This window comes from Uruburuella suis (assembly GCF_022870845.1).
GTDB classification, from domain to species: Bacteria; Pseudomonadota; Gammaproteobacteria; order Burkholderiales; family Neisseriaceae; genus Neisseria; species Neisseria suis.
Genome location: NZ_CP091507.1, coordinates 1,848,490 through 1,867,203, shown reverse-complemented (window position 1 = coordinate 1,867,203; position 18,714 = coordinate 1,848,490). Strand labels below are relative to the sequence as shown.

The following is an 18,714-nucleotide window of genomic DNA, read 5'->3' as shown; positions in this document are numbered from 1 at the left end:
TGCTTAGCAGCAACGCCCGCCGTTGGCACCGCAGCGGCGCTTGCGGCAATAATCCTGAAACTGCAATTCGGTCATCACGGGCGCGTTGGGATTATGCTTGCGCTGCTGGGCAACGTAGTTTTCATAATCGGGCACACCTACCATCAGATTGGCGGTGAGGCGGGCGGTTTTCCACGCGCGCTTGATGCGTTGCAGTATTTTATGGCTCATTGGCTTTCACCTCGTTACGGTAAACCGCCGGCACTTCTTTGGCAGTAGGCCATGCCACTTTACGGGCTTTCAGCGCCACGCGCAAGCCATACACGCCCACAATCACCACCACCGAGAGGAAAAGCACGGTGAGGCCGGAGTTAACATAATCGTTAAAGGCGATTTGGTGCATCTGCGCCACATCTTTGGCCGGTGCCAAAATTTCACCACGGGCGGCGGCGTCTTTAAATTTGGCAGCGTGTGCCAAAAAGCCGATTTTCGGGTTGGTGTGGAACAATTTTTGCAGGCTGGCGTAGCAGGTAACAAACAGCACCAACACCGCAGGCACCAAGGGCACCCACACATAGCGCTCTTTTTTCATCTTCACCAAAATCACGCTCACCATAATCAAGGCCACGCCGGCGAGCATTTGGTTGCCGATGCCAAACAGAGGCCAGAGCGAGTTGATGCCGCCCAAGGGATCGGTTACGCCGGTGTAGAGGAAATAGCCCCACAAAGCCACGGCCAGGAAAGTGGCCGTCAGGTTGGCGGGCAGCGAATCGGTGTTGCCGAAAGGTTTGATGAAAATGCCGCCCAAATCTTGAATCATAAAGCGGGCCACGCGCGTGCCGGCATCCACGGCGGTGAGGATAAACAAGGCTTCAAACAAGAGCGCGAAGTGATACCAGAAAGCCATCATCGCTTCGCCCGGAATCAGCTGGCTCATAATGTGCGCCATGCCCACGGCCAAGGTGGGTGCGCCGCCGGCGCGGGAAAGAATGGTGTTTTCACCCACGGCATCAGCGGTGTGCAAGAGCGTGGCCGCATCAATCGGGAAGCCCATTTGGGTAACCACTTGCGCTGCCTGCACGGCATCGGTGCCGATAAGGGCGGTGGGGCTGTTCATGGCGAAATAAATGCCCGGGTCGAGCACAGAGGCCGCTGCCAGCGCCATGATGGCCACGAAGCTTTCCATCAGCATGCCGCCGTAGCCGATCATGCGCACATGGGTTTCGTTTTCAATCATTTTCGGGGTGGTGCCTGAAGAAATCAGCGCATGGAAGCCCGACACCGCGCCACAGGCGATGGTGATAAACAGGAAGGGGAACAGGCTGCCTGAGAACACGGGGCCGGTGCCGTCGATAAATTTGGTCACCGCGGGCATTTCCAGCGCCGGGCTCACCACGATGATGCCGATGGCCAAGCCGATGATGGTGCCGATTTTCAGGAAGGTAGACAAATAATCGCGCGGGGTGAGCAAGAGCCACACCGGCAACACCGCGGCCACGAAACCATAAATCATAATGGCCCAAGTGAGCTGCACGCCGGTGAGGTCAAACCAATGGGCGTATGAGCTGTTGGCCACGTTTTCGCCATACACAATCGCCAGCATCAGCAAAATAAAGCCGACAATGGAAATTTCACCGATTTTGCCCGGGCGGATATAGCGGGTGTAGATGCCCATAAAGAGCGCAATCGGCATGGTGGCGGCAATGGTAAACGTGCCCCACGGGCTGTGGGTGAGTGCTTTAACCACAATCAGCGCCAACACGGCCATGATGATCACCATAATCATCAAAATGCCTACCGAAGCGATAATGCCGGCGGTGGTGCCCAGCTCCTGCTTCACGATGTCGCCCAAAGAGCGGCCGTCGCGGCGCATCGAGATAAAGAGCACCATCATGTCTTGCACGGCACCGGCAAACACCACGCCGAAAATAATCCACAAAGTGCCGGGCAGATAACCCATTTGCGCGGCCAGCACAGGGCCCACCAAGGGGCCGGCGCCGGCAATGGCGGCAAAGTGGTGGCCAAACAGCACGCCTTTGTGCGTGGGCACATAATCGAGGCCGTCGTTATGGCGCTCGGCGGGCGTGAGGCGGTTGGCGTCGAGCTCCATCACCTGATTGGCGATAAAGAGGCTGTAGAAGCGATAGGCAATGCAATATACGGAAATGGCGGCCACCACCATCCATACGGCGCTTACCTGCTCGCCCCTGCTCATGGCCAAGGTGGTGAAGGCGGCTAAGCCGACCAGCACCACGATGCCCCAAAGCAGAAACGTTTTTATGTGTTTCATGGCGTATCCTTAAATGAGATAAGTTGAGGTTAGGGAAATTATTGACACACAAAGCCGCTCGGGCATTTGTGTGTAGTTTTTTGTAGCTTTTGAATCGCTGCGCAAGGTTAACATATTTACACAAAAGTGAATATGCCGTTAATAAGGTAATTCTTTTGATTCTTGAGTCAAGTCAAGAAAGATGAAAGGCCGTCTGAAAACAGGTGATTAGCGTTGATGCAAACATATCGTTCACAAGGAAATAATAAAGATAAATAAGCTGGATATTCAAAGGCTTGTATTGCATTTGCAAACAGCATATGTTTACAGCATTTCGGCTTGCCTGGTGCGACCCGGTGCAAGTGTTGCATTTTCAACCTCAGGCCGTCTGATACCGATTCAAAAAAGTAAGCTAATACCAATTCGAAAAAATAAGATAACAAGGCGGCGAGCCGAAGACAGTACACCTATAGATTCGGCAATTAAATATTGAAATTTCAACATTAATCCCCATTTCTCCCCAATGGAAAAAGAAGACGGAAGAAAACTTGCAGCCGAAGCCCAATTCGAACGGCGCAAGCAAGCAGTCAGACTGCACAAACAGGGCAAAACACCCGAGCAAATCGCCGAAATGCTCGGCATGGGTCATGTCACCGCGCGCTCAGCCATCAAAATCGCCGAAGCAGACGGCATCAAAGCATTGGCACCCAAAAAGCGCGGACGCCCATCAGGAAGTTGCCGCCAACTGAGTGAAGAGCAGGAAGCCCACATACAGCGCCTTATCTGTGAAAAGCGCCCCGAGCAGATGAAAATGGACTTCGCCTTATGGACTCGGGCGGCGGTTATGGCCTTGATCAAGCAAGAGCTGGCTATCGAATTGCCGGTACGTACGGTAGGCGAATACCTCAAGCGCTGGGGGTTTACGCCGCAAAAACCCATCCGGCGCGCCTACGAGCAACGTCCCGAAGCAGTGAAGCAATGGCTGGAGGAAACCTATCCCGATATCGCCAAACGGGCAAAAGCCGAAAAAGCGGAAATCCATTGGGGTGATGAAACAGCGGTAGTCAATACCGATGTACGCGGGCGGGGTTATCAGCCCAAAGGACAAACGCCGGTAGCCTATACCGTAGGCGGGACACGGCATAAACTTTCGATGATTTCAACGGTGACCAACCAGGGCAAGGCACGCTGGATGATTGTGGAAGATGCATTCAACAGCGACAAGCTGATTGAGTTTCTGGAAGCATTAATCAAAGATGCCGGTAAGAAAATCTTCCTGATACTGGATAACCTGCGGGTTCACCACAGCAAGCCGGTCAAAGCCTGGTTGGAAAAGCATAAAGAGAAGATCGAAGTGTTTTATTTACCCAGTTACAGCCCGGAGCTGAACCCTGATGAACGGTTGAATGCGGATTTGAAACAAGCACTGGGCTCGCGTGTTCAGCATCGTACAAAAGCGAAACTGAAGCAGGCAACGGAGAATCATATGCGGATGCTGGAGAACCATCCTCAACGGGTGGCTGCGTATTTTAGAGATCCGAAGGTGAAGTATGCTGCATAAACATTTCAATATTTAATTGCCGAATCAATAGTACGGCTAGGCGAGACAACGCAGTTAGGTTATTTTTTCGAATTGGTATAACAAGGCGGAAGCCTGCGACAGTACAGATATAGTAGAATGCATGAAAAACTTATACAAAAATAAGAAATTTAGCATCATGTGTAGGGTGTGTGGCGCAGCCACGCACGCGGTTTAAACGGCTTCTGCATATGGCTTGCTACATGCGCCTGTATAAGTTTTTCTTTCATTCCACTATAGTACGGCAAGGCGAGGCAACGAAGTTAGGTTATTTTTTTGGATTGGTATGAAAGGCCAAAAGCTGCGCCACATTGGTTTCGGTCTGCATCGAGAGCGCCGCCACGCTGATGCCGCGCAAGCCGGCCACGGTTTCGGCGATGACGCGCACATTGGCGGGGGTGTTGATTTCGTTTTTGAGCATAAACGGGCTGTCGGTTTCGAGCACAATATGCTCAAGCGGCAGAGCAGCTGCGGCTTGGCGGGCTTTTTTGGCGGCGGGGTTGAGCAGCAGCGAGCCGATGCCGATTTTGAAACCGCAGCGGATAAAAGCCTGCGCCTCTTCAAGGCTGCCGGAAAATGCGTGCACAATGCCGCCTTGGCTGAAGCGGGTGGTGCGCACCGCGGCCACAATGGCAGCGGAGGCTTTGAGATTGTGGATAATCACCGGGCGGCGGTGTTGCTCGGCCAGCCGCAATTGCTGTTCAAACAGGCTGATTTGCCGCGCGCGCGCTTCGTTTGAAGGTCTTTCGTGCAGAAAATCGAGGCCGATTTCGCCCACCAAGGCTTGCGGGTGTTGTGTGAGCAGCTGCGAGAGTGCGGCCAAATCATCGGCACCGGCCTCAGCAGCAAACCACGGGTGGATGCCGATGGCGCTGTGGGTATTGGCCGCACCCAGAGCGAGCACCGCCGCCCAATCGGCGCGGCAGGTGGCGGGCACGATAAAGCGGCACACGTTTGCCGCGCGGGCGGCGGCCAGCACTTCGGGCAGCTGCGGCAGCAGGGCGGGGTCGGCCAGGTGGCAGTGGGTGTCGGTGAACATGGGCGGATTGTAGGGCAAATGCCGTCTGAACAACAGCAGTTTGCCGGCGCATAAAAAAGCGCACAGCCCAAAGCTGCGCGCTTTTTTTCACTAATGCATCACAAATTCTGCAAACGCGCCACGCCTGGGGCGTAGTAATACGCGCCGCTCACGGCTGTGGTTAAGTGGTGGAGCATCAAATCGGTTTGGCCGTCGCGCTCGCCGAACATGCTTTGCAATTGCGCTTCGATATTATACAAACGGGCGCAATAGGCGATAAACATTAAGCCGCGCTCGCCGCTGAGGGTGCCGTAGGGCAGGCTGCGGCGCACGATTTTCAGGCCGGCGCCGTTTTCTTTCAGGTCCACGCGGCCTAAGTGCGAATCGCTCAGGCGCATATCGCCTTCGAGCTCTTCATCGCGCTCTTTGGTGCGGCCGATGCAGGCTTCTTGCTTGGCGGTGTCGCATTGCCCCCACTTTTGCAGATCGTGGCGGTATTTTTGCAGCAACACATAGCTGCCGCCGGCATCGGCACCCTCGGCAATCACGGCCACTTCGGCGCGCTTTTCATCTTGCGGGTTTTCGGTGCCGTCCACAAAACCGTCAAAACCGCGCTCTTCCAGCAAGCGGTGGCTGTGGGTTTCGTCGGCCACGCTGATGCTGTTGCCGAATGCGGCCAACACTTTTTCGGCCAGCGCAATGCTCAAATCATGGCGCAGCGATTGAATGTGAATCAGCACATCGTGTTGGGTGGCCGGCGCAAGGCCGCCGCCGAGTGCTTTGAAAGGCTTGATTTCGCGGCCTTCTTCGTTGTGGCCGAAGCTTTGCCACAGGCGGCTGCCGAAAGCCAGGGTGAGGCCCAGCGAAGCATCGGGAAATTGTGTTTGCAAATCGGCCAGCGCATCAAGGCTTTGCACGCAGGCTTGTTTGATGGCGTCGGTGCTGCCTTGGGCATCGGCTTCGATAAAAATGCCCGATTTGCAGTGGTCGGGCACAATGGCGCTTTGCGCAGTGTTCATAGGGGCTCTTTTCGGGTGGCTGTGGGTGAAATGGATTGTGGATTTTAACATAAAGAAAAGGCCGTCTGAAAGCAAGGTTTCAGACGGCCTTTTACCGCTTTATTATTGATAACGGCTTATTTGTCGGCATTGCTTTCAGACGGCCTGAAAGCCGGTTTGAGGCGGATATACAAGGTGCGCGTGACCACGGCCACGGTTTCGCCTTTTTCATCGGTGAGCACCGATTTGATTTCGGGCAGGTATTTGTCGCCGCTCTCGGTGGCGGTGCGGATTTGCCGCAGCATGTCATCGCTGATGTCGCATTCCACAAATATTTTGCTGTGGCCGGGGCGGATGAAATCGATGTGAGCGGATTTGTCCCAAATATAATAGCGGCTGCCGAGCAGGCCCATCAGCATGAGCGAGTAAACCGGGTCGGTCATGGCAAAAAGGCTGCCGCCAAACTGGCTGCCGTTGGCATTGCGCGTGCCCGGCCAGTTTTTCAGCTCGACACGGCAATGGCGGTAATCGTCGGACAATTCGGTGATGCGGATGCCGCTGAACAAAAACGGCGGCCATAAATTGAGCACCCGCCGCACGCGGGAGGACTTTTGGAAAAACCAGGATTTCATGGGTGTGCCTTGTTGTGGTTATTGTGGCTGGATTTTTACCATATTTGCGGCCTGTGCGGGGCAGAGAATTAGGGCGAATGCTCGGTTGGGCGGGGTGAAAGTAGATTAAGCAGGCCGTCTGAAAGCGTTTCAGACGGCCTGCTTAAATATTGCTGCTTATTTATTCCGCATCAAAAAACACGCGCTGTAAGGCAAGTGCGTTGCCGTCGGCATCGGTGAGCGCGGCTTTGGCGGCGGCGAATTTAATCACCGCCAAGTTGATGCTGCCCTCGGGCGTGAGCGCGCTGTTGAGTATCACGCCGGCTTCTTCGCCGCTCTGCTGCACGGCAATGCCGGCGGCTTCGGGCGTGGCGGCGGTGAGCACGGCCAAGCCGCGTTTGACCTGGCCGCGGTATTGCGCGCGCGCGATGATTTCCTGGCCGGGGTAGCAGCCTTTTTTGAAGTGCACGCCGCCGATGATGTGTTGGTTGAGCATTTGCGCCACGGCGGTTTCGCTGGTGGCCGCGCAAATCCACGGGTAGCCGCTTTCGATTTCGTGGCGCACCCAAGCGTTTTCGGCGGCGGCATCGTAATCGGGCAAATCGGCGGCGGGGCCGATGTTCAGACGGCCTTGGTGCGGCAAGGTAATCTGCCACATTTGGCCGTGCGCTTGTGCGGCAAAAGCGAGCGCGGGTGCGGCGGCAGGGGCGGCGGCGATATTGTCGGGCAGCTCGGCGGCCACGGCAAAATCGGCCAGTGGCTCAAACACCACTTTGGCGCGCAACACAAACATGCGCAAACGCTTCACGAGCGGCTCGATTAAGTCGGCCGAGAGCGCAAGCAGCAAGTCATCGCCGCGATTGAGCACCAGCATATTGGCAATCACGCGGCCTTTGGGGGTGTTGTAGGTGGCGTAACAGGCTTGGCCGGGGGCGAGGTTTTGAATGTCGTTGGAGAGCTGGTTGTGCAAAAAAGCGGCGGCATCGTCGCCGCTGGCGCGCACAAGGCCGAAAAAGGGCAGGCGGGTTTGCATAAAAATCCTTGTTGGCTGAGTGTGTGTGGGTGATGATTTTACGCGCTCTGAAGGCCGCCTGAAAGCGGCTTTACTTTTGCCGCCGCTGCCGGAAAAAATCTTGCAGCAAAGCGCGGCATTCGGCGGCCAGAATGCCGCCTTTCACGGCGCTGTGCGGATTGAGGCGCGGCTCGGCAAAGAGATTCACCACGCTGCCGGCTGCGCCGCTTTTGGGCTCGGCCGCACCGTAAACCACCCGCCGCACCCGCGCCTGCATCAGCGCGCTGCTGCACATGCTGCACGGCTCGAGTGTGATATACACATCGCATTGGTCGAGGCGGTAGTTTTGCAGGGCCGCTCCGGCGGCGGCGAGCGCGCGGATTTCGGCGTGGTGGCTGATGTTGTGGTCGGCCACGCAGGTGTTGTGCGCGGCGGCAATGATGTTGCCGCGATGCACCACCACTGCACCCACGGGGATTTCGCCCATGGCCGCCGATTGTGCCGCTTGCGCCAGCGCCGCGCGCATAAAGTGTTCCATTTCTGCCTGTGGCGGAAACACGGCCACGGGCGGGTGGGTGCGCACGGCTTCGAGCAGGGCGGCTTTTTCGGCTTCGCCCAAAGCTTGAGGCGTGGTGTGTTGCTCGAGTGCGGCAAGCTGCCACAAGGTGCTGCGGGTGAGGGTGAGCCCGGCGGCTTTGAGCAGCAAAAAGCTTGCGGCCGCGCCTTGTGCACGCAAATCGGCCAGCGTGGCGATGCCGAGCTTTTGCAGGGTTTGCAAGGTGTTGGGGGCGAGAGGCGGGGTGGTGAGCTTCATGGGGTATGAATCAGGCCGTCTGAAAGATGTTTATTGTAACGGATATTGCAGGCATAGGCCGTCTGAAAGCTTTTGTTTCAGACGGCCTTTGTCTGCAATCAATTGCGCGGATGGTGCTCGGCCACGATGTTTTTCAGGCGCTCGTTGGCTACATGGGTGTAGATTTGGGTGGTGCTGATGTCGGCATGGCCCAGCAGCAGCTGCACTACGCGCAAATCGGCGCCGTGGTTGACCAAATGGGTGGCGAAGGCGTGGCGCAGGCCGTGGGGGCTGAGCCCGGCAATGCCTGCGGCTTCGGCATATTGTTTCACAATCATCCACGCGAGCTGGCGGCTGATGCCGGTGCGCTTTTGGCTGATAAACAATTCATCGATGATGCGGCCTTTGGCAAGCCGGGGGCGGGCGTGGGCAAGATAGTGTGCAATCCAGTGGGCGGCTTCCTGCCCCAGCGGCACGATGCGCTGCTTGTTGCCTTTGCCTATGGTGTTGATGAGGCCGCGCTCGAGGTTGATTTCGCCGATTTTGAGCTTCACCGCTTCGGTAACGCGCAGGCCGCTGGCGTAAATCAGCTCGAGCAGGGCTTTGTCGCGCAGGCCGTGGGCGGTGGTGGTGTCGGGGGCGGCGAGCAGGGCGTCGATTTGGGCTTCGGTAATCAGCTTAGGCAGATTTTGGGGCGGGTGCGATGCATGCAGCCGCTCGGTGGGATTATCGGCGCGCTGTTCGGTGTCGGAGAGCCAACCGTAAAGGCGTTTGCAGGCAGACAAGGCGCGGGCTTGCGAGCGCGGCTGCTCGTCGGGGTGGTAGATGGCGGCGGCCAAATCGGTGTTTTGGGCGCTGAGCCAGTCGAGATGGTTCAGCGCCAGGCGCGCGGCGATTTTTTCGAGGTCGTGCCGGTAGGCTTGGAGCGTGTTTTGGCTCAGTCGCGCTTGCAGCCATAAATGCTCGAGCAGGCGTTCGATCAAGGTGTTGTTCATGGCTGCTCAAGGTGGGCGAGCTTGGGGTTGCCGGATTTGGGCACCGGGCGCGGTGTGCCGCCGGCATCGATGGCCACATAGGTAAACACGGCTTCGGTAACGAGCCGGCGCTCTTCGGTGAGCTTGTCGTTCATCAGCGTTTTCACCCACACTTCGATTTTGATTTGCAGCGAGGTGTTGCCCACGCGCACGCATCGGCCATAGCAGCACACCACATTGCCCACTTTCACCGGGCGGATAAAATTCATCTGCTGCACAGCCACGGTAACGATGCGGCCTTGGGCGATTTCGGCGGCCAAAATGCCGCCGCCGATGTCCATTTGCGCCATAATCCAGCCGCCGAAAATATCTTGATTCGGATTGGTGTCGGCGGGCATGGCCAGCGTGCGCAGCAGCAGCTCGCCTTGGGGTTGGGTGGGAAGATTTTCGGTGCTGCTCATGGTTTTCTCGCGGGGAAAGTTAATTGTTTGGAAGGTTGTTTTTAGATGGGTGTGAGGCCGTCTGAAAGGTTTCAGACGGCCTTTCAAGCGGAATATAACGCGTTGGCAACATGCTGGAAAACGTTTAAATAGCCACGCCTTCATGATGCAGCAACCAGCGTTTGATGGCCAACGCGTTGTCTTCGCCGCTGGAAAAACCGCCGAGGCCGCCTTTGGCTACCACGCGGTGGCAGGGCACCACCAGTGCGAGTGGGTTTTTGCCGCAGGCACTGCCCACGGCGCGCGGGCCGCTGCCGATTTGGCGGGCGATATCCTGATAGCTCATCACTTGGCCGGCGGGGATTTCGCTAATTGCCTGCCACACTTTTTGCTGAAAAGGCGTGCCTTTGGATGAAATAGGATGGGCAAAGTTTTTCAGACGGCCTGCAAAATAATCATCCAGCTTTTGCTGCCACATTTCGGGCAGCGGATAGGGCGCGTGCGCCAAATCGCCGTGCAGATTCAGCTCGATCAATTCGCCGCCATCGAAAATCAAGGTGATGTTGCCGAACGGGGCTTGGTATATACAGGCTTGTTTCATGATAAAGGCCGTCTGAAAAAAGGGTGGCAACCGTTCAACTCAGAAAAATATTCAGCAAAACGGCAATGCCCGCACCAAGCAGTACGAGCAAGGCAGCCAATAAAATCGGTTTGAAATAGGTGTGCCATACTGAGTCGTTTTGCCGGATAAGACGCAAGTTCTGCTCGTTGAGTGCTTGAATGGCTTCAGAGACACAGTTGTTTGTAGTAGCAGATGTTTTTTCAGTAAATATCATTCATCCCCCTTGAAGAATAGGCTGAAGGCCGTCTGAAAGATTATTGGCTCAAAGTGTCGAGCACTTCCTGCGCGTGGCCGGCCACTTTCACCTTGCGCCATTCGTGTGCGATTTCGCCGTTTTTATCGAGCACAAACGTGCTGCGTTCGATGCCGAGCGATTCTTTGCCATAGAGTTTTTTCAGCTTGATCACGTCAAACAGTTTGCACACGGTTTCGTCTTTATCGCTCAGCAATTCAAATTGAAAGCCTTGCTTGGCGCAAAAATTTTGGTGCGATTTGACGCTGTCGCGCGAGATGCCGGCCACGGTGTAGCCCAGCGCTTCAAACTGCGCCAGGCGCGCGTTGAAATCGTGGCCTTCGGTGGTGCAGCCGGGGGTGTTGTCTTTGGGATAAAAATAAACAATCAGCGGCAAATGTTCGTCAGATACAAAATCTTGGCCGCCGGCAGTGGGCAGGGTGAAAGAATAAGCAGGCATAATAAAGCACCGGAAAGTTTCAGACGGCCTTATCTTACGGCATCTGCGCCGGCCGCGCCAAGGTAAAATCAAACAAGAAAAGTGAAATTCTTTTATAATCTCGGCAAGATTTGATTGTGCAGCTTAAAAAAAGGAAAACACGATGAACGTGTTAAACAGTTTGTTCGGCATGGTGGTGTTGATTGCCATTGCCGTGCTGCTTTCGAGCAACCGCCGTGCGATTAATGTGCGCACGGTAGCGGGCGCTTTTCTGATTCAGATAAGCTTGGGCGCGCTGGTGTTGTTTGTACCGTGGGGGCGAGAAGGGCTCTTGGCGGCATCGGAAGGGGTGAGCAAGGTAATTGCTTATGGCAACGATGGCGTGGGCTTTTTATTCGGCGGCTTGGTGTCGGACCAAATGTTTGAGCTGTTTGGCGGCGGCGGCTTTGTGTTTGCCTTGCGCGTGTTGCCGATGATTGTGTTTTTCTCATCGCTGATGGCGGTGCTTTATTACACCGGCGTGATGCAGATTATTATTAAGGTGATTGGCGGCTTTCTGCAAAAAGTGCTCGGCACGTCCAAAGCCGAGTCGATGTCGGCAGCGGCCAATATTTTTGTGGGGCAAACCGAAGCGCCCTTGGTGGTGCGCCCGTTTATCAAAAGCATGACGCGCTCGGAATTGTTTGCCGTGATGAGCGGCGGCTTGGCTTCGGTGGCAGGCTCGGTGCTGGCGGGCTATGCGCAAATGGGCGTGCCGCTGCCTTATCTGATTGCCGCTTCGTTTATGGCGGCGCCCGGCGGCCTTTTGTTTGCCAAGCTCTTGGTGCCGGAAACGGAAAAGCCGCGCACCGATGAAGAGCTGTCGGATGAGGGCGATAAGCCGGTGAACGTGATTGATGCGGCTGCCGGTGGCGCGGTAACCGGGGCGCATATTGCCATTGCGGTGGGCGCTTCGCTTTTGGCTTTTGTGGCGCTGATTTCGCTGGTAAACGGCATGATAGGCGGCGTGGGCGGCTGGTTTGGCTATGGCAGCCTCACCCTGCAAACGATTTTGGGCTGGCTCTTTTCGCCCTTGGCTTGGGCCATCGGCGTGCCTTGGAGCGAGGCGGGCATTGCCGGCTCGCTGATCGGCCAGAAAGTGGTGGTGAACGAATTTGTGGCTTATGCCGAATTTGTGAAATACCTTGCGCCCGAATCGGCGGTGCAGCTGAGCGACACCACCAAAGCGATTATTTCGTTTGCCTTGTGCGGCTTTGCCAACTTGGGCTCCATCGCGGTGCTGATGGGCGGCCTGAGTATTATCGCGCCGAGCCGACGCAAAGATGTGGCGCAACTGGGCTTTAAAGCCGTGGTGGCCGGCTCGCTCTCGAATTTGATGAGCGCGGTGATTGCAGGCTTGTTTATCGGGCTCTCCGGCGCGGCGATTGTGGGTTGAGCGTTGGATATCGTGGCACAATTTAAACCGATGCAGCGTTATTCTGATTTAAATTGTGTCACTATAAAAAAATAGGGATAAAGCAGGAAAAAATAGGGATAAAACAGGCCGTCTGAAAGGTTTCACGGCCTGTTTTGCTTGGCACCTTCGCCTGCTGCGGTTTGTATTGTCGGCTATAATGGCCGTCTGAAAACGTGATGAGGAAAAAATATGAACACGCAAACGGTGTTGCAGCTGCTGCAAAGTGTGCAGGAAAATATTTGCACCGCACTCGAGGCAGAAGAGGGTGAAGCGCGCTTTGTGGCCGATGAATGGCAGAGCAAGCTGGGCACGGGCAAGAGCCGGGTGTTGAAAAACGGGGCGGTATTCGAGCAGGCGGGGGTGAATTTTTCGCATGTGAAAGGCCGCGCCATGCCTGCTTCGGCCACGGCGCACCGCCCTGAATTGGCCGGCGCGCCGTTTGAAGCGATGGGCGTGTCGCTGGTGATTCATCCGCGCAATCCTTATGTGCCCACGAGCCATGCCAATGTGCGTTTTTTTATTGCTTATCCCGAGGGCACAGCGCCGGTGTGGTGGTTTGGCGGCGGCTTTGATTTAACGCCGTTTTATCCGTTTGACGAAGATATCGTGCATTGGCACCAAACCGCGCAAAAGCTGTGTACGCCGTTTGGTGCGGAAGTGTATGCCGAGTATAAAAAATGGTGCGACGATTATTTTTATCTGCCGCACCGGGGCGAAACCCGCGGCGTGGGCGGCCTTTTTTTCGACGATTTAAACTGCTGGGATTTTGCCACCTGCCTGCGTTTTATCGAGGCGGTGGGCGCGGGCTTTATCGCGGCTTATGCGCCGATTGTGGCGAAGCGGAAAAATACGCCTTATGCTGAGCGCGAGCGCGATTTCCAGCTTTACCGGCGCGGGCGCTATGTGGAATTCAATTTGGTGTGGGACCGGGGCACGCTCTTCGGCCTGCAAAGCGGCGGGCGCACCGAAAGTATATTGATGTCGATGCCGCCCTTGGTGCGCTTCGAATACCGCTATGAGCCGCAAGAAGGGTCGGCGGAAGCGCGGCTGGGCGATTATTTGCAGGCGCGCGATTGGCTTTCGGAATTTGCGTGAGCGCGTTGCGGTGTGTCTGTTTGGGTCTATCTGTTTTATGGAATGTCGGCACAGGCCGTCTGAAAAAAGGTTTCAGACGGCCTGTGTGTGTCATGCGTACGATTACGCTTTGTTTTGACAAAGCTAATCGTACCTACGTCTTGTGCAGGTGCGTGATTGGCTTTTGGCGTTGCGTGAGCGCGTTGCGGTTTGTCTGTTTGATGGAGTGTCGGCACAGGCCGTCTGAAAGAAGGTTTCAGACGGCCTTGCTGTATGGTTGAAAGCATGAAAAATGCCGTCTGAACATTTTCAGACGGCATGGGTTTGCATGAATCGGCGCTTTGCCTCAATCAGCCTTTATACGATGAGCGTGCGGGCTTGCTGAAGCCGCCTTGGCCGGCGGGCTTTTTCTTGCCTTTGAAGCCGCCTTCGTTGCGGGGTTTGCCGCCGAAGCCGCCCTCAGAGCGGGGCTTGCCGCCGAATTTTTTCTCGCCCGGCTTTTGGTCGCCGAATTTGCGCTCGCTGCCGTAGCCGCCTTTGCCGCCCCAGCTTTTGCCTTTGGGCTTGGCTGCGCCGCCTTTACCGCGTTTGCGGGTGGGCTCCATGCCTTCGATGGCCATTTCAGGCAGCTTGCGGTTGATGTAGCGCTCGATTTTGTGCACTTTCATGTATTCGTTTACTTCGGCAAAAGTAATCGCCAAGCCGGTGCGGCCGGCGCGGCCGGTGCGGCCGATGCGGTGCACATAATCTTCGGCCTGCTTGGGCAGGTCGTAGTTGATCACATGGGTGATGCTGGGCACGTCGATGCCGCGCGCGGCCACGTCGGTGGCCACGAGAATTTTGATGCGGCCTTTGCGCAAGTCCATCAGCGTGCGGTTGCGCCAGCCTTGCGGCATGTCGCCGTGCAGGCAGTTGGCGGAGAAGCCTTGCTCGTATAATTCATCGGCCAGCTGCTCGCTCATCACTTTGGTGGAGGTGAAAATCACGGCCTGATCGATGTTGGCATCGCGCAAAATATGGTTGAGCAAGCGATTTTTGTGGTTTTTGTCGTCGCAGTATAAAAGCTGCTCTTCGATTTTGCCTTGGTCGTCCACGCGCTCCACTTCCACCACTTCCGGGTTTTTGGTGAGCTTGCGGGCGAGCTTGCCCACGGCGCCGTCCCAAGTGGCGGAGAAAAGCAGGGTTTGGCGATCTGCGGGGGTGGCGGCCACGATGGTTTCGATGTCGTCGATAAAGCCCATGTCGAGCATGCGGTCGGCTTCATCGAGAATCAGCACTTCGAGGCGGTCGAAATCAATGCGGCCGCTGCGCATATGATCCATCAGGCGGCCGGGTGTGGCCACCACAATATCAACCGGGCGGCCGAGGGCGCGGATTTGCTGGCCGAAAGAAGAGCCGCCCACGAGGGTGACGGTGCGCAGCCATTTCATGTCGGCAGCGTAGGTGAGGGCGCTTTTTTCAACTTGGGCGGCCAATTCGCGGGTGGGGGTGAGCACCAGTGCGCGCGGGCCTTTGCCGGGCTTGTCGCTGCGGTGGCTGAGCTGCTGGAGTGTGGGCAGCAAAAAGGCGGCGGTTTTGCCTGAGCCGGTTTGTGCCGAGGCCATGATGTCGCGCTTGTTGAGCGCATGCGGAATGGCTTGTGCCTGAATCGGAGTGGGCGATTCGTAGCCGGCCGAAGTTAAGGCAGAAAGAATATTTTTATCGAGGTTTAAGTCGGCGAATTTAATAGACATGGTTTTCCTAAACGGGCAACAACGCATTCTGCCTGAAACACTCAGGCAGCCTGAAGCAATGGAGCGGGTAACGGATATTCGCAGCGGAAGAGGTTACGCAAGGTTGTCGCAAGCCTTGTGGCTTGGGGTAAACATCGGCGACAACCTGCAATGAAGAGAGCGCTCGGGGCGCAGCAAATCTTGTGATTCAGATTTGGTTGGCTGAAGACGATGGCTTCAATAAAAGATTAATCGGCGGATGATAGAGATAAAGTGGCGGCAGGTCAAGTGCAATCGGGTTAAGTCGGGTAAAGGCGAGGGGCAGAGCAAGGGCAGCGCTGCCGGCTGACCGTTGGTCGGCAAACACGATAAATGAAACAACGGGCGCTTATACTGCTGCGGCAAGCCATGCGGTTTTATCAAAGCAGAAAAGGAGAAAGCAAAATGACGCACGAACTGAACACAACAACAGACAAGGATGCATCTTTCAATGCCGGCCTTGGCGATGAATCGTTCGACCAATTGGTGGGAAAAATGCTGGCCGGCGCGCAAACCCTGCTGCAAGAGAATGGCCGCCGGCCGGGTGAGATCATCTTGAATGATTTTCTGCCGCCTAATGTGCAGGCCGATGTGCTGCTTGAGCGCCCGCAAATGGCTTCCCACAGCGCAGCGCTGCAACAAGCGGTGGATGAGCATGTGAAACCGGGCATGACGGTGCGGCTGTTTGGCAACTTTAAAATGAGCAAGCTGGCCGGCTACCGGCCGGATATTTACGGGCGCGACAACCAGCCGGTGCCGGGGCAGCCGCTGCTCACCCGCCACGGCGCGCAACCTTGCCTGATGCTGCGGGCGGATAACAATATTTATGATTTCAGCAATTGCGTGTTTACGGTGGATAAATTATTTCAAGACGGCGTGCACATAGCCGGCTATCAAGGCGATTGCCGCGCGGAGCATATGGGGCACTGGTTTACCGCCGCCATTTTGGCGGTGGATCAGAACAAACTTTCCGCGAGTAATTGGAAAGGCGCATTAGGCTCGAAAGGGCGCGGCAACGATTGGCTGGCACCGATAGGCAACAACACCGGTTTTGCTTTTAAAGGTAATACGACATGTGGATTTAACACGAGCGAATATGCTTATGATTTGGCACCCTTTCGCAACAACAGCCTCGATACAAGCCGATTATCAGCAGGCGGCTATGGCCGCGCTTTTCCGCAAGAAAACGGCCGTACCGCAGCCACTTGGGGCACATGGCGCGGCGGCTGGATAGGCAATGCCGGTTCGGCGCTGGTGATTTACCAATTGCCCTCCGTGCCGGAATCGGCGCGCACCATTGCACACTTCACCTGCGCCGGCATTTATGGGCGGGGCTTTGCCGGTGCCGTCATCGAAGTGGGCTTGCTCGGCAAACCCGACAGCACGCATTTGTCGCGCTGGGGCGCCGGCATCGAGCCTTATGTGCCACGCAATATCCGGCTGCACAACACGCTGGCCGAAGACAACTATACAGCAGGCATACAGCACAACCGCTATATCGATGTGTGGGAGCAGGGCTCGCACATCAGGCGCAGCGGGCATCCGGATTGGTCGTTGGAGCACACCAATCCGGCTAGGCCGGGTGCGAGCTCGGTGGATCCGGGCTACGGCTCGGCTTCGGGGCGCGCCAGCCCGCAAATCCGCCGCCGCATCAGCCAATGCACTTATGTGGATTGCGCGCGCAAAGGCATTGATGCGCATCACGGGGCAGACACGATTGTAGAGAAATGTTATGTGAAAGCCGGGGTGTGGGGTATGCAGGTGGCATTTGAGGAGCGGCAGGTGGATTTAGCCGAGGCTTCCAATTTGGGTTTGCAGCTGGCGCGTTATATCGTGCGTGATTGCGAGTTTCATTCCAGTCAGGAGGCGTTGAGTTTTCATAATGGCGCGTTTGGCTGGCGGCGAAATAAAACCGGCGACGGCCGCCAGGCGTGGGGCTTGCGGGTGGATGTGGCGGTGGAAAACACCTTGCTGGCTGCGCCTGTGGGCTGGATGGACAATTATGGCCGCGGCGGCTTCAAATTAAACAATGTAACGGCGGTGTTCGATGCGCCTTACGGCGTACGCACGGATATGAATACAGATAAATACCGTGCGTTTTGGCTGGGCAGCAGCAATCCGGCCGAGCGCGGCCTGCCGCTGGATTACACCTTGAATAATTGCCGCGCGATGAACAGCCCGGTGGGCAATTATGCATCGGCAATGTTGATTGAGTATATCAACGTGCTCAATATGTGGAATTTTATGGTTGACACCACGCCCTACACCACCGATTTGGCCGGCAACGGGTTACCGGCTTTTACCGCTGCCAAGCCGGTGATCCGAAGCGGCCGCAAAACCCACAATTTCCATTTAAGCCCCGGGCCTTTACATGCCGATATTAGCGGCTGTTATGCAGTAAGCATGCAAACCGACGAGGTGGTGCCGTTTGTGTTTCCCTCTGGCAACGCCGATACCGAAGTGGCCATTCCTGCCGAGGCGCAAGCCGAAATCGTTTTTGATTTTGCCGGCGCCACCGAATCACGAATAGCCGACACCCGCCGCAAAGTGCCGATGCAGCTGATGAAATCATCGCAAACCAAAGTGTTTGCCGACACATCGGCTCTTATCCACGCCGATGAGCGCCCGCGCAATATTGATGGCCGCCTGTTTAGCGAGGGCGACCCGGCCGGCGCTTATTATATCGTGCGCGGGGTGTATGCCGAGGGCGGCACCACGGTGGTGATGCCCGTGAAAATCGGTGCTTTCGGTGGTCGGCAGTCGGGCTGGATTTTGGTGGCCGCCAAGCCGGACAACAGCGCCGGCTCAGGCGGCCTGACTGCTTTGAGCGTAGCGGATGATGCCGGCAAATTCACCTTGTCGCGAAGCTCGGGCGTGCTGGTAAACGGGCAGCCGATTACCATGGAAACCCGCTTTAAACGCGATGAATGGCTGATTATTTCGTGGACGGCGCCGCTGGTCGGGCGCGATCTGGCTTTGCTCGGCCGCTACGACGGCAATGGTGTGACGCAAGGCAAAATCGGTGAGGGCTTGGCGATTTATCCCAATCGGGTGTTGGACAACAATGCCCTGCAAGCCAAGATTTTCGAGCTTAGGGCTTTGTATGATATTCAATAGTCATTAATTAATTCAATAGTCATTAATTAAATGCTGCAAAGGCCGTCTGAAAACCTTTCAGACGGCCTTTGCAAAGCCTCAGCCCGCCGCTTTTGTGCAGGCAGGCATTTGGTTTGATGCAAACCTAAACGATATTGATGATGTGTTGTGCGGTGTTTGTTTGATTAATTTGAATCGGCATCAATGTCGGAACAGGCCGTCTGAAAGCAGGCGGCTTTTTTTATTTGCCGGCGGAATTAGGGTCTGTTCACATTTCATCACGCGGCAATATTTTGGCTCAAAAACGCATCTGCTGCGTTAAAAAGCCTCGCAAAGTGTCCACCTTGCTGCGTTTTTTGCCTTGCATCTGC

General features: G+C 56.0%; 17 protein-coding genes. 4 read left to right on the top strand and 13 right to left on the bottom strand.

Going from position 1 to position 18,714, the window contains the following annotated elements; all coding sequences use genetic code 11:
• Positions 1 to 3: 3 nt before the first annotated feature.
• Both LVJ78_RS08485 and LVJ78_RS08480 read right to left on the bottom strand, forming a co-directional pair.
• A complete protein-coding gene (locus tag LVJ78_RS08485) occupies positions 4 to 210 on the bottom strand; it encodes a YbdD/YjiX family protein (RefSeq protein ID WP_132954520.1) in 207 nt (68 codons plus the stop codon).
• Positions 200 to 2,269 (bottom strand): carbon starvation CstA family protein, encoded by a 2,070-nt coding sequence (locus LVJ78_RS08480; RefSeq protein ID WP_132954521.1) that lies wholly within the window; start codon positions 2,267 to 2,269, stop codon positions 200 to 202. Before LVJ78_RS08480 ends, LVJ78_RS08485 begins: the two co-directional genes overlap by 11 nt.
• A gap of 502 nt (positions 2,270 to 2,771) precedes the next feature.
• Between LVJ78_RS08480 and LVJ78_RS08475 the strand changes: the two genes are divergently transcribed.
• Positions 2,772 to 3,809 carry an IS630 family transposase gene (locus LVJ78_RS08475; RefSeq protein ID WP_132954952.1) on the top strand — a complete coding sequence of 346 codons (1,038 nt, stop codon included), beginning with the start codon at positions 2,772 to 2,774 and terminating at the stop codon, positions 3,807 to 3,809.
• Between the two features lie 286 nt (positions 3,810 to 4,095).
• Here the strand turns inward: LVJ78_RS08475 and LVJ78_RS08470 are convergent, their stop codons facing one another.
• The 10 genes from LVJ78_RS08470 to LVJ78_RS08425 all read right to left on the bottom strand — a co-directional run bounded on the left by LVJ78_RS08470 (position 4,096) and on the right by LVJ78_RS08425 (position 10,987).
• Positions 4,096 to 4,866, bottom strand: a complete 771-nt coding sequence (locus LVJ78_RS08470; RefSeq protein ID WP_132953132.1) for a TatD family hydrolase — start codon at positions 4,864 to 4,866, stop codon at positions 4,096 to 4,098.
• 98 nt (positions 4,867 to 4,964) lie between these two features.
• Positions 4,965 to 5,864, bottom strand: coding sequence for a Dyp-type peroxidase (locus LVJ78_RS08465; RefSeq protein WP_132953134.1), 900 nt, complete (start codon positions 5,862 to 5,864; stop codon positions 4,965 to 4,967).
• Between the two features lie 116 nt (positions 5,865 to 5,980).
• Positions 5,981 to 6,475 carry a DUF4442 domain-containing protein gene (locus LVJ78_RS08460; RefSeq protein WP_132953136.1) on the bottom strand — a complete coding sequence of 165 codons (495 nt, stop codon included), beginning with the start codon at positions 6,473 to 6,475 and terminating at the stop codon, positions 5,981 to 5,983.
• A gap of 160 nt (positions 6,476 to 6,635) precedes the next feature.
• On the bottom strand, positions 6,636 to 7,487 hold the full coding sequence (gene ygfZ / locus LVJ78_RS08455; RefSeq protein ID WP_132953138.1) for a CAF17-like 4Fe-4S cluster assembly/insertion protein YgfZ: 852 nt from the start codon (positions 7,485 to 7,487) through the stop codon (positions 6,636 to 6,638).
• Between the two features lie 70 nt (positions 7,488 to 7,557).
• Positions 7,558 to 8,280 (bottom strand): tRNA adenosine(34) deaminase TadA, encoded by a 723-nt coding sequence (gene tadA / locus LVJ78_RS08450; protein WP_132953140.1) that lies wholly within the window; start codon positions 8,278 to 8,280, stop codon positions 7,558 to 7,560.
• Between the two features lie 98 nt (positions 8,281 to 8,378).
• Positions 8,379 to 9,254 carry a site-specific tyrosine recombinase XerD gene (gene xerD / locus LVJ78_RS08445; RefSeq protein WP_132953143.1) on the bottom strand — a complete coding sequence of 292 codons (876 nt, stop codon included), beginning with the start codon at positions 9,252 to 9,254 and terminating at the stop codon, positions 8,379 to 8,381.
• Complete coding sequence (gene yciA / locus LVJ78_RS08440) at positions 9,251 to 9,694, bottom strand: acyl-CoA thioester hydrolase YciA (protein WP_132953145.1); 444 nt, start codon at positions 9,692 to 9,694, stop codon at positions 9,251 to 9,253. The genes xerD and yciA overlap by 4 nt, the downstream gene beginning before the upstream one ends.
• Before the next feature lie 124 nt (positions 9,695 to 9,818).
• On the bottom strand, positions 9,819 to 10,274 hold the full coding sequence (locus tag LVJ78_RS08435) for a methylated-DNA--[protein]-cysteine S-methyltransferase (RefSeq protein WP_132953147.1): 456 nt from the start codon (positions 10,272 to 10,274) through the stop codon (positions 9,819 to 9,821).
• Positions 10,275 to 10,308: 34 nt separating this feature from the next.
• Complete coding sequence (locus LVJ78_RS08430; protein WP_132953149.1) at positions 10,309 to 10,509, bottom strand: hypothetical protein; 201 nt, start codon at positions 10,507 to 10,509, stop codon at positions 10,309 to 10,311.
• Between the two features lie 40 nt (positions 10,510 to 10,549).
• Positions 10,550 to 10,987, bottom strand: coding sequence for a peroxiredoxin (locus LVJ78_RS08425; RefSeq protein ID WP_165870896.1), 438 nt, complete (start codon positions 10,985 to 10,987; stop codon positions 10,550 to 10,552).
• A 142-nt stretch (positions 10,988 to 11,129) separates the two neighbouring features.
• Between LVJ78_RS08425 and LVJ78_RS08420 the strand changes: the two genes are divergently transcribed.
• On the top strand, positions 11,130 to 12,401 hold the full coding sequence (locus LVJ78_RS08420; protein ID WP_132953150.1) for a NupC/NupG family nucleoside CNT transporter: 1,272 nt from the start codon (positions 11,130 to 11,132) through the stop codon (positions 12,399 to 12,401).
• A gap of 210 nt (positions 12,402 to 12,611) precedes the next feature.
• A complete protein-coding gene (hemF, locus tag LVJ78_RS08415) occupies positions 12,612 to 13,517 on the top strand; it encodes an oxygen-dependent coproporphyrinogen oxidase (RefSeq protein ID WP_132953152.1) in 906 nt (301 codons plus the stop codon).
• A gap of 329 nt (positions 13,518 to 13,846) precedes the next feature.
• Here the strand turns inward: hemF and LVJ78_RS08410 are convergent, their stop codons facing one another.
• Positions 13,847 to 15,229, bottom strand: coding sequence for a DEAD/DEAH box helicase (locus LVJ78_RS08410; protein WP_132953154.1), 1,383 nt, complete (start codon positions 15,227 to 15,229; stop codon positions 13,847 to 13,849).
• Between the two features lie 423 nt (positions 15,230 to 15,652).
• Here LVJ78_RS08410 and LVJ78_RS08405 point away from each other — a divergent pair, with 423 nt between their 5' ends.
• Positions 15,653 to 18,364 (top strand): hypothetical protein, encoded by a 2,712-nt coding sequence (locus LVJ78_RS08405; RefSeq protein ID WP_132953156.1) that lies wholly within the window; start codon positions 15,653 to 15,655, stop codon positions 18,362 to 18,364.
• The last annotated feature ends 350 nt before the right edge of the window (positions 18,365 to 18,714 follow it).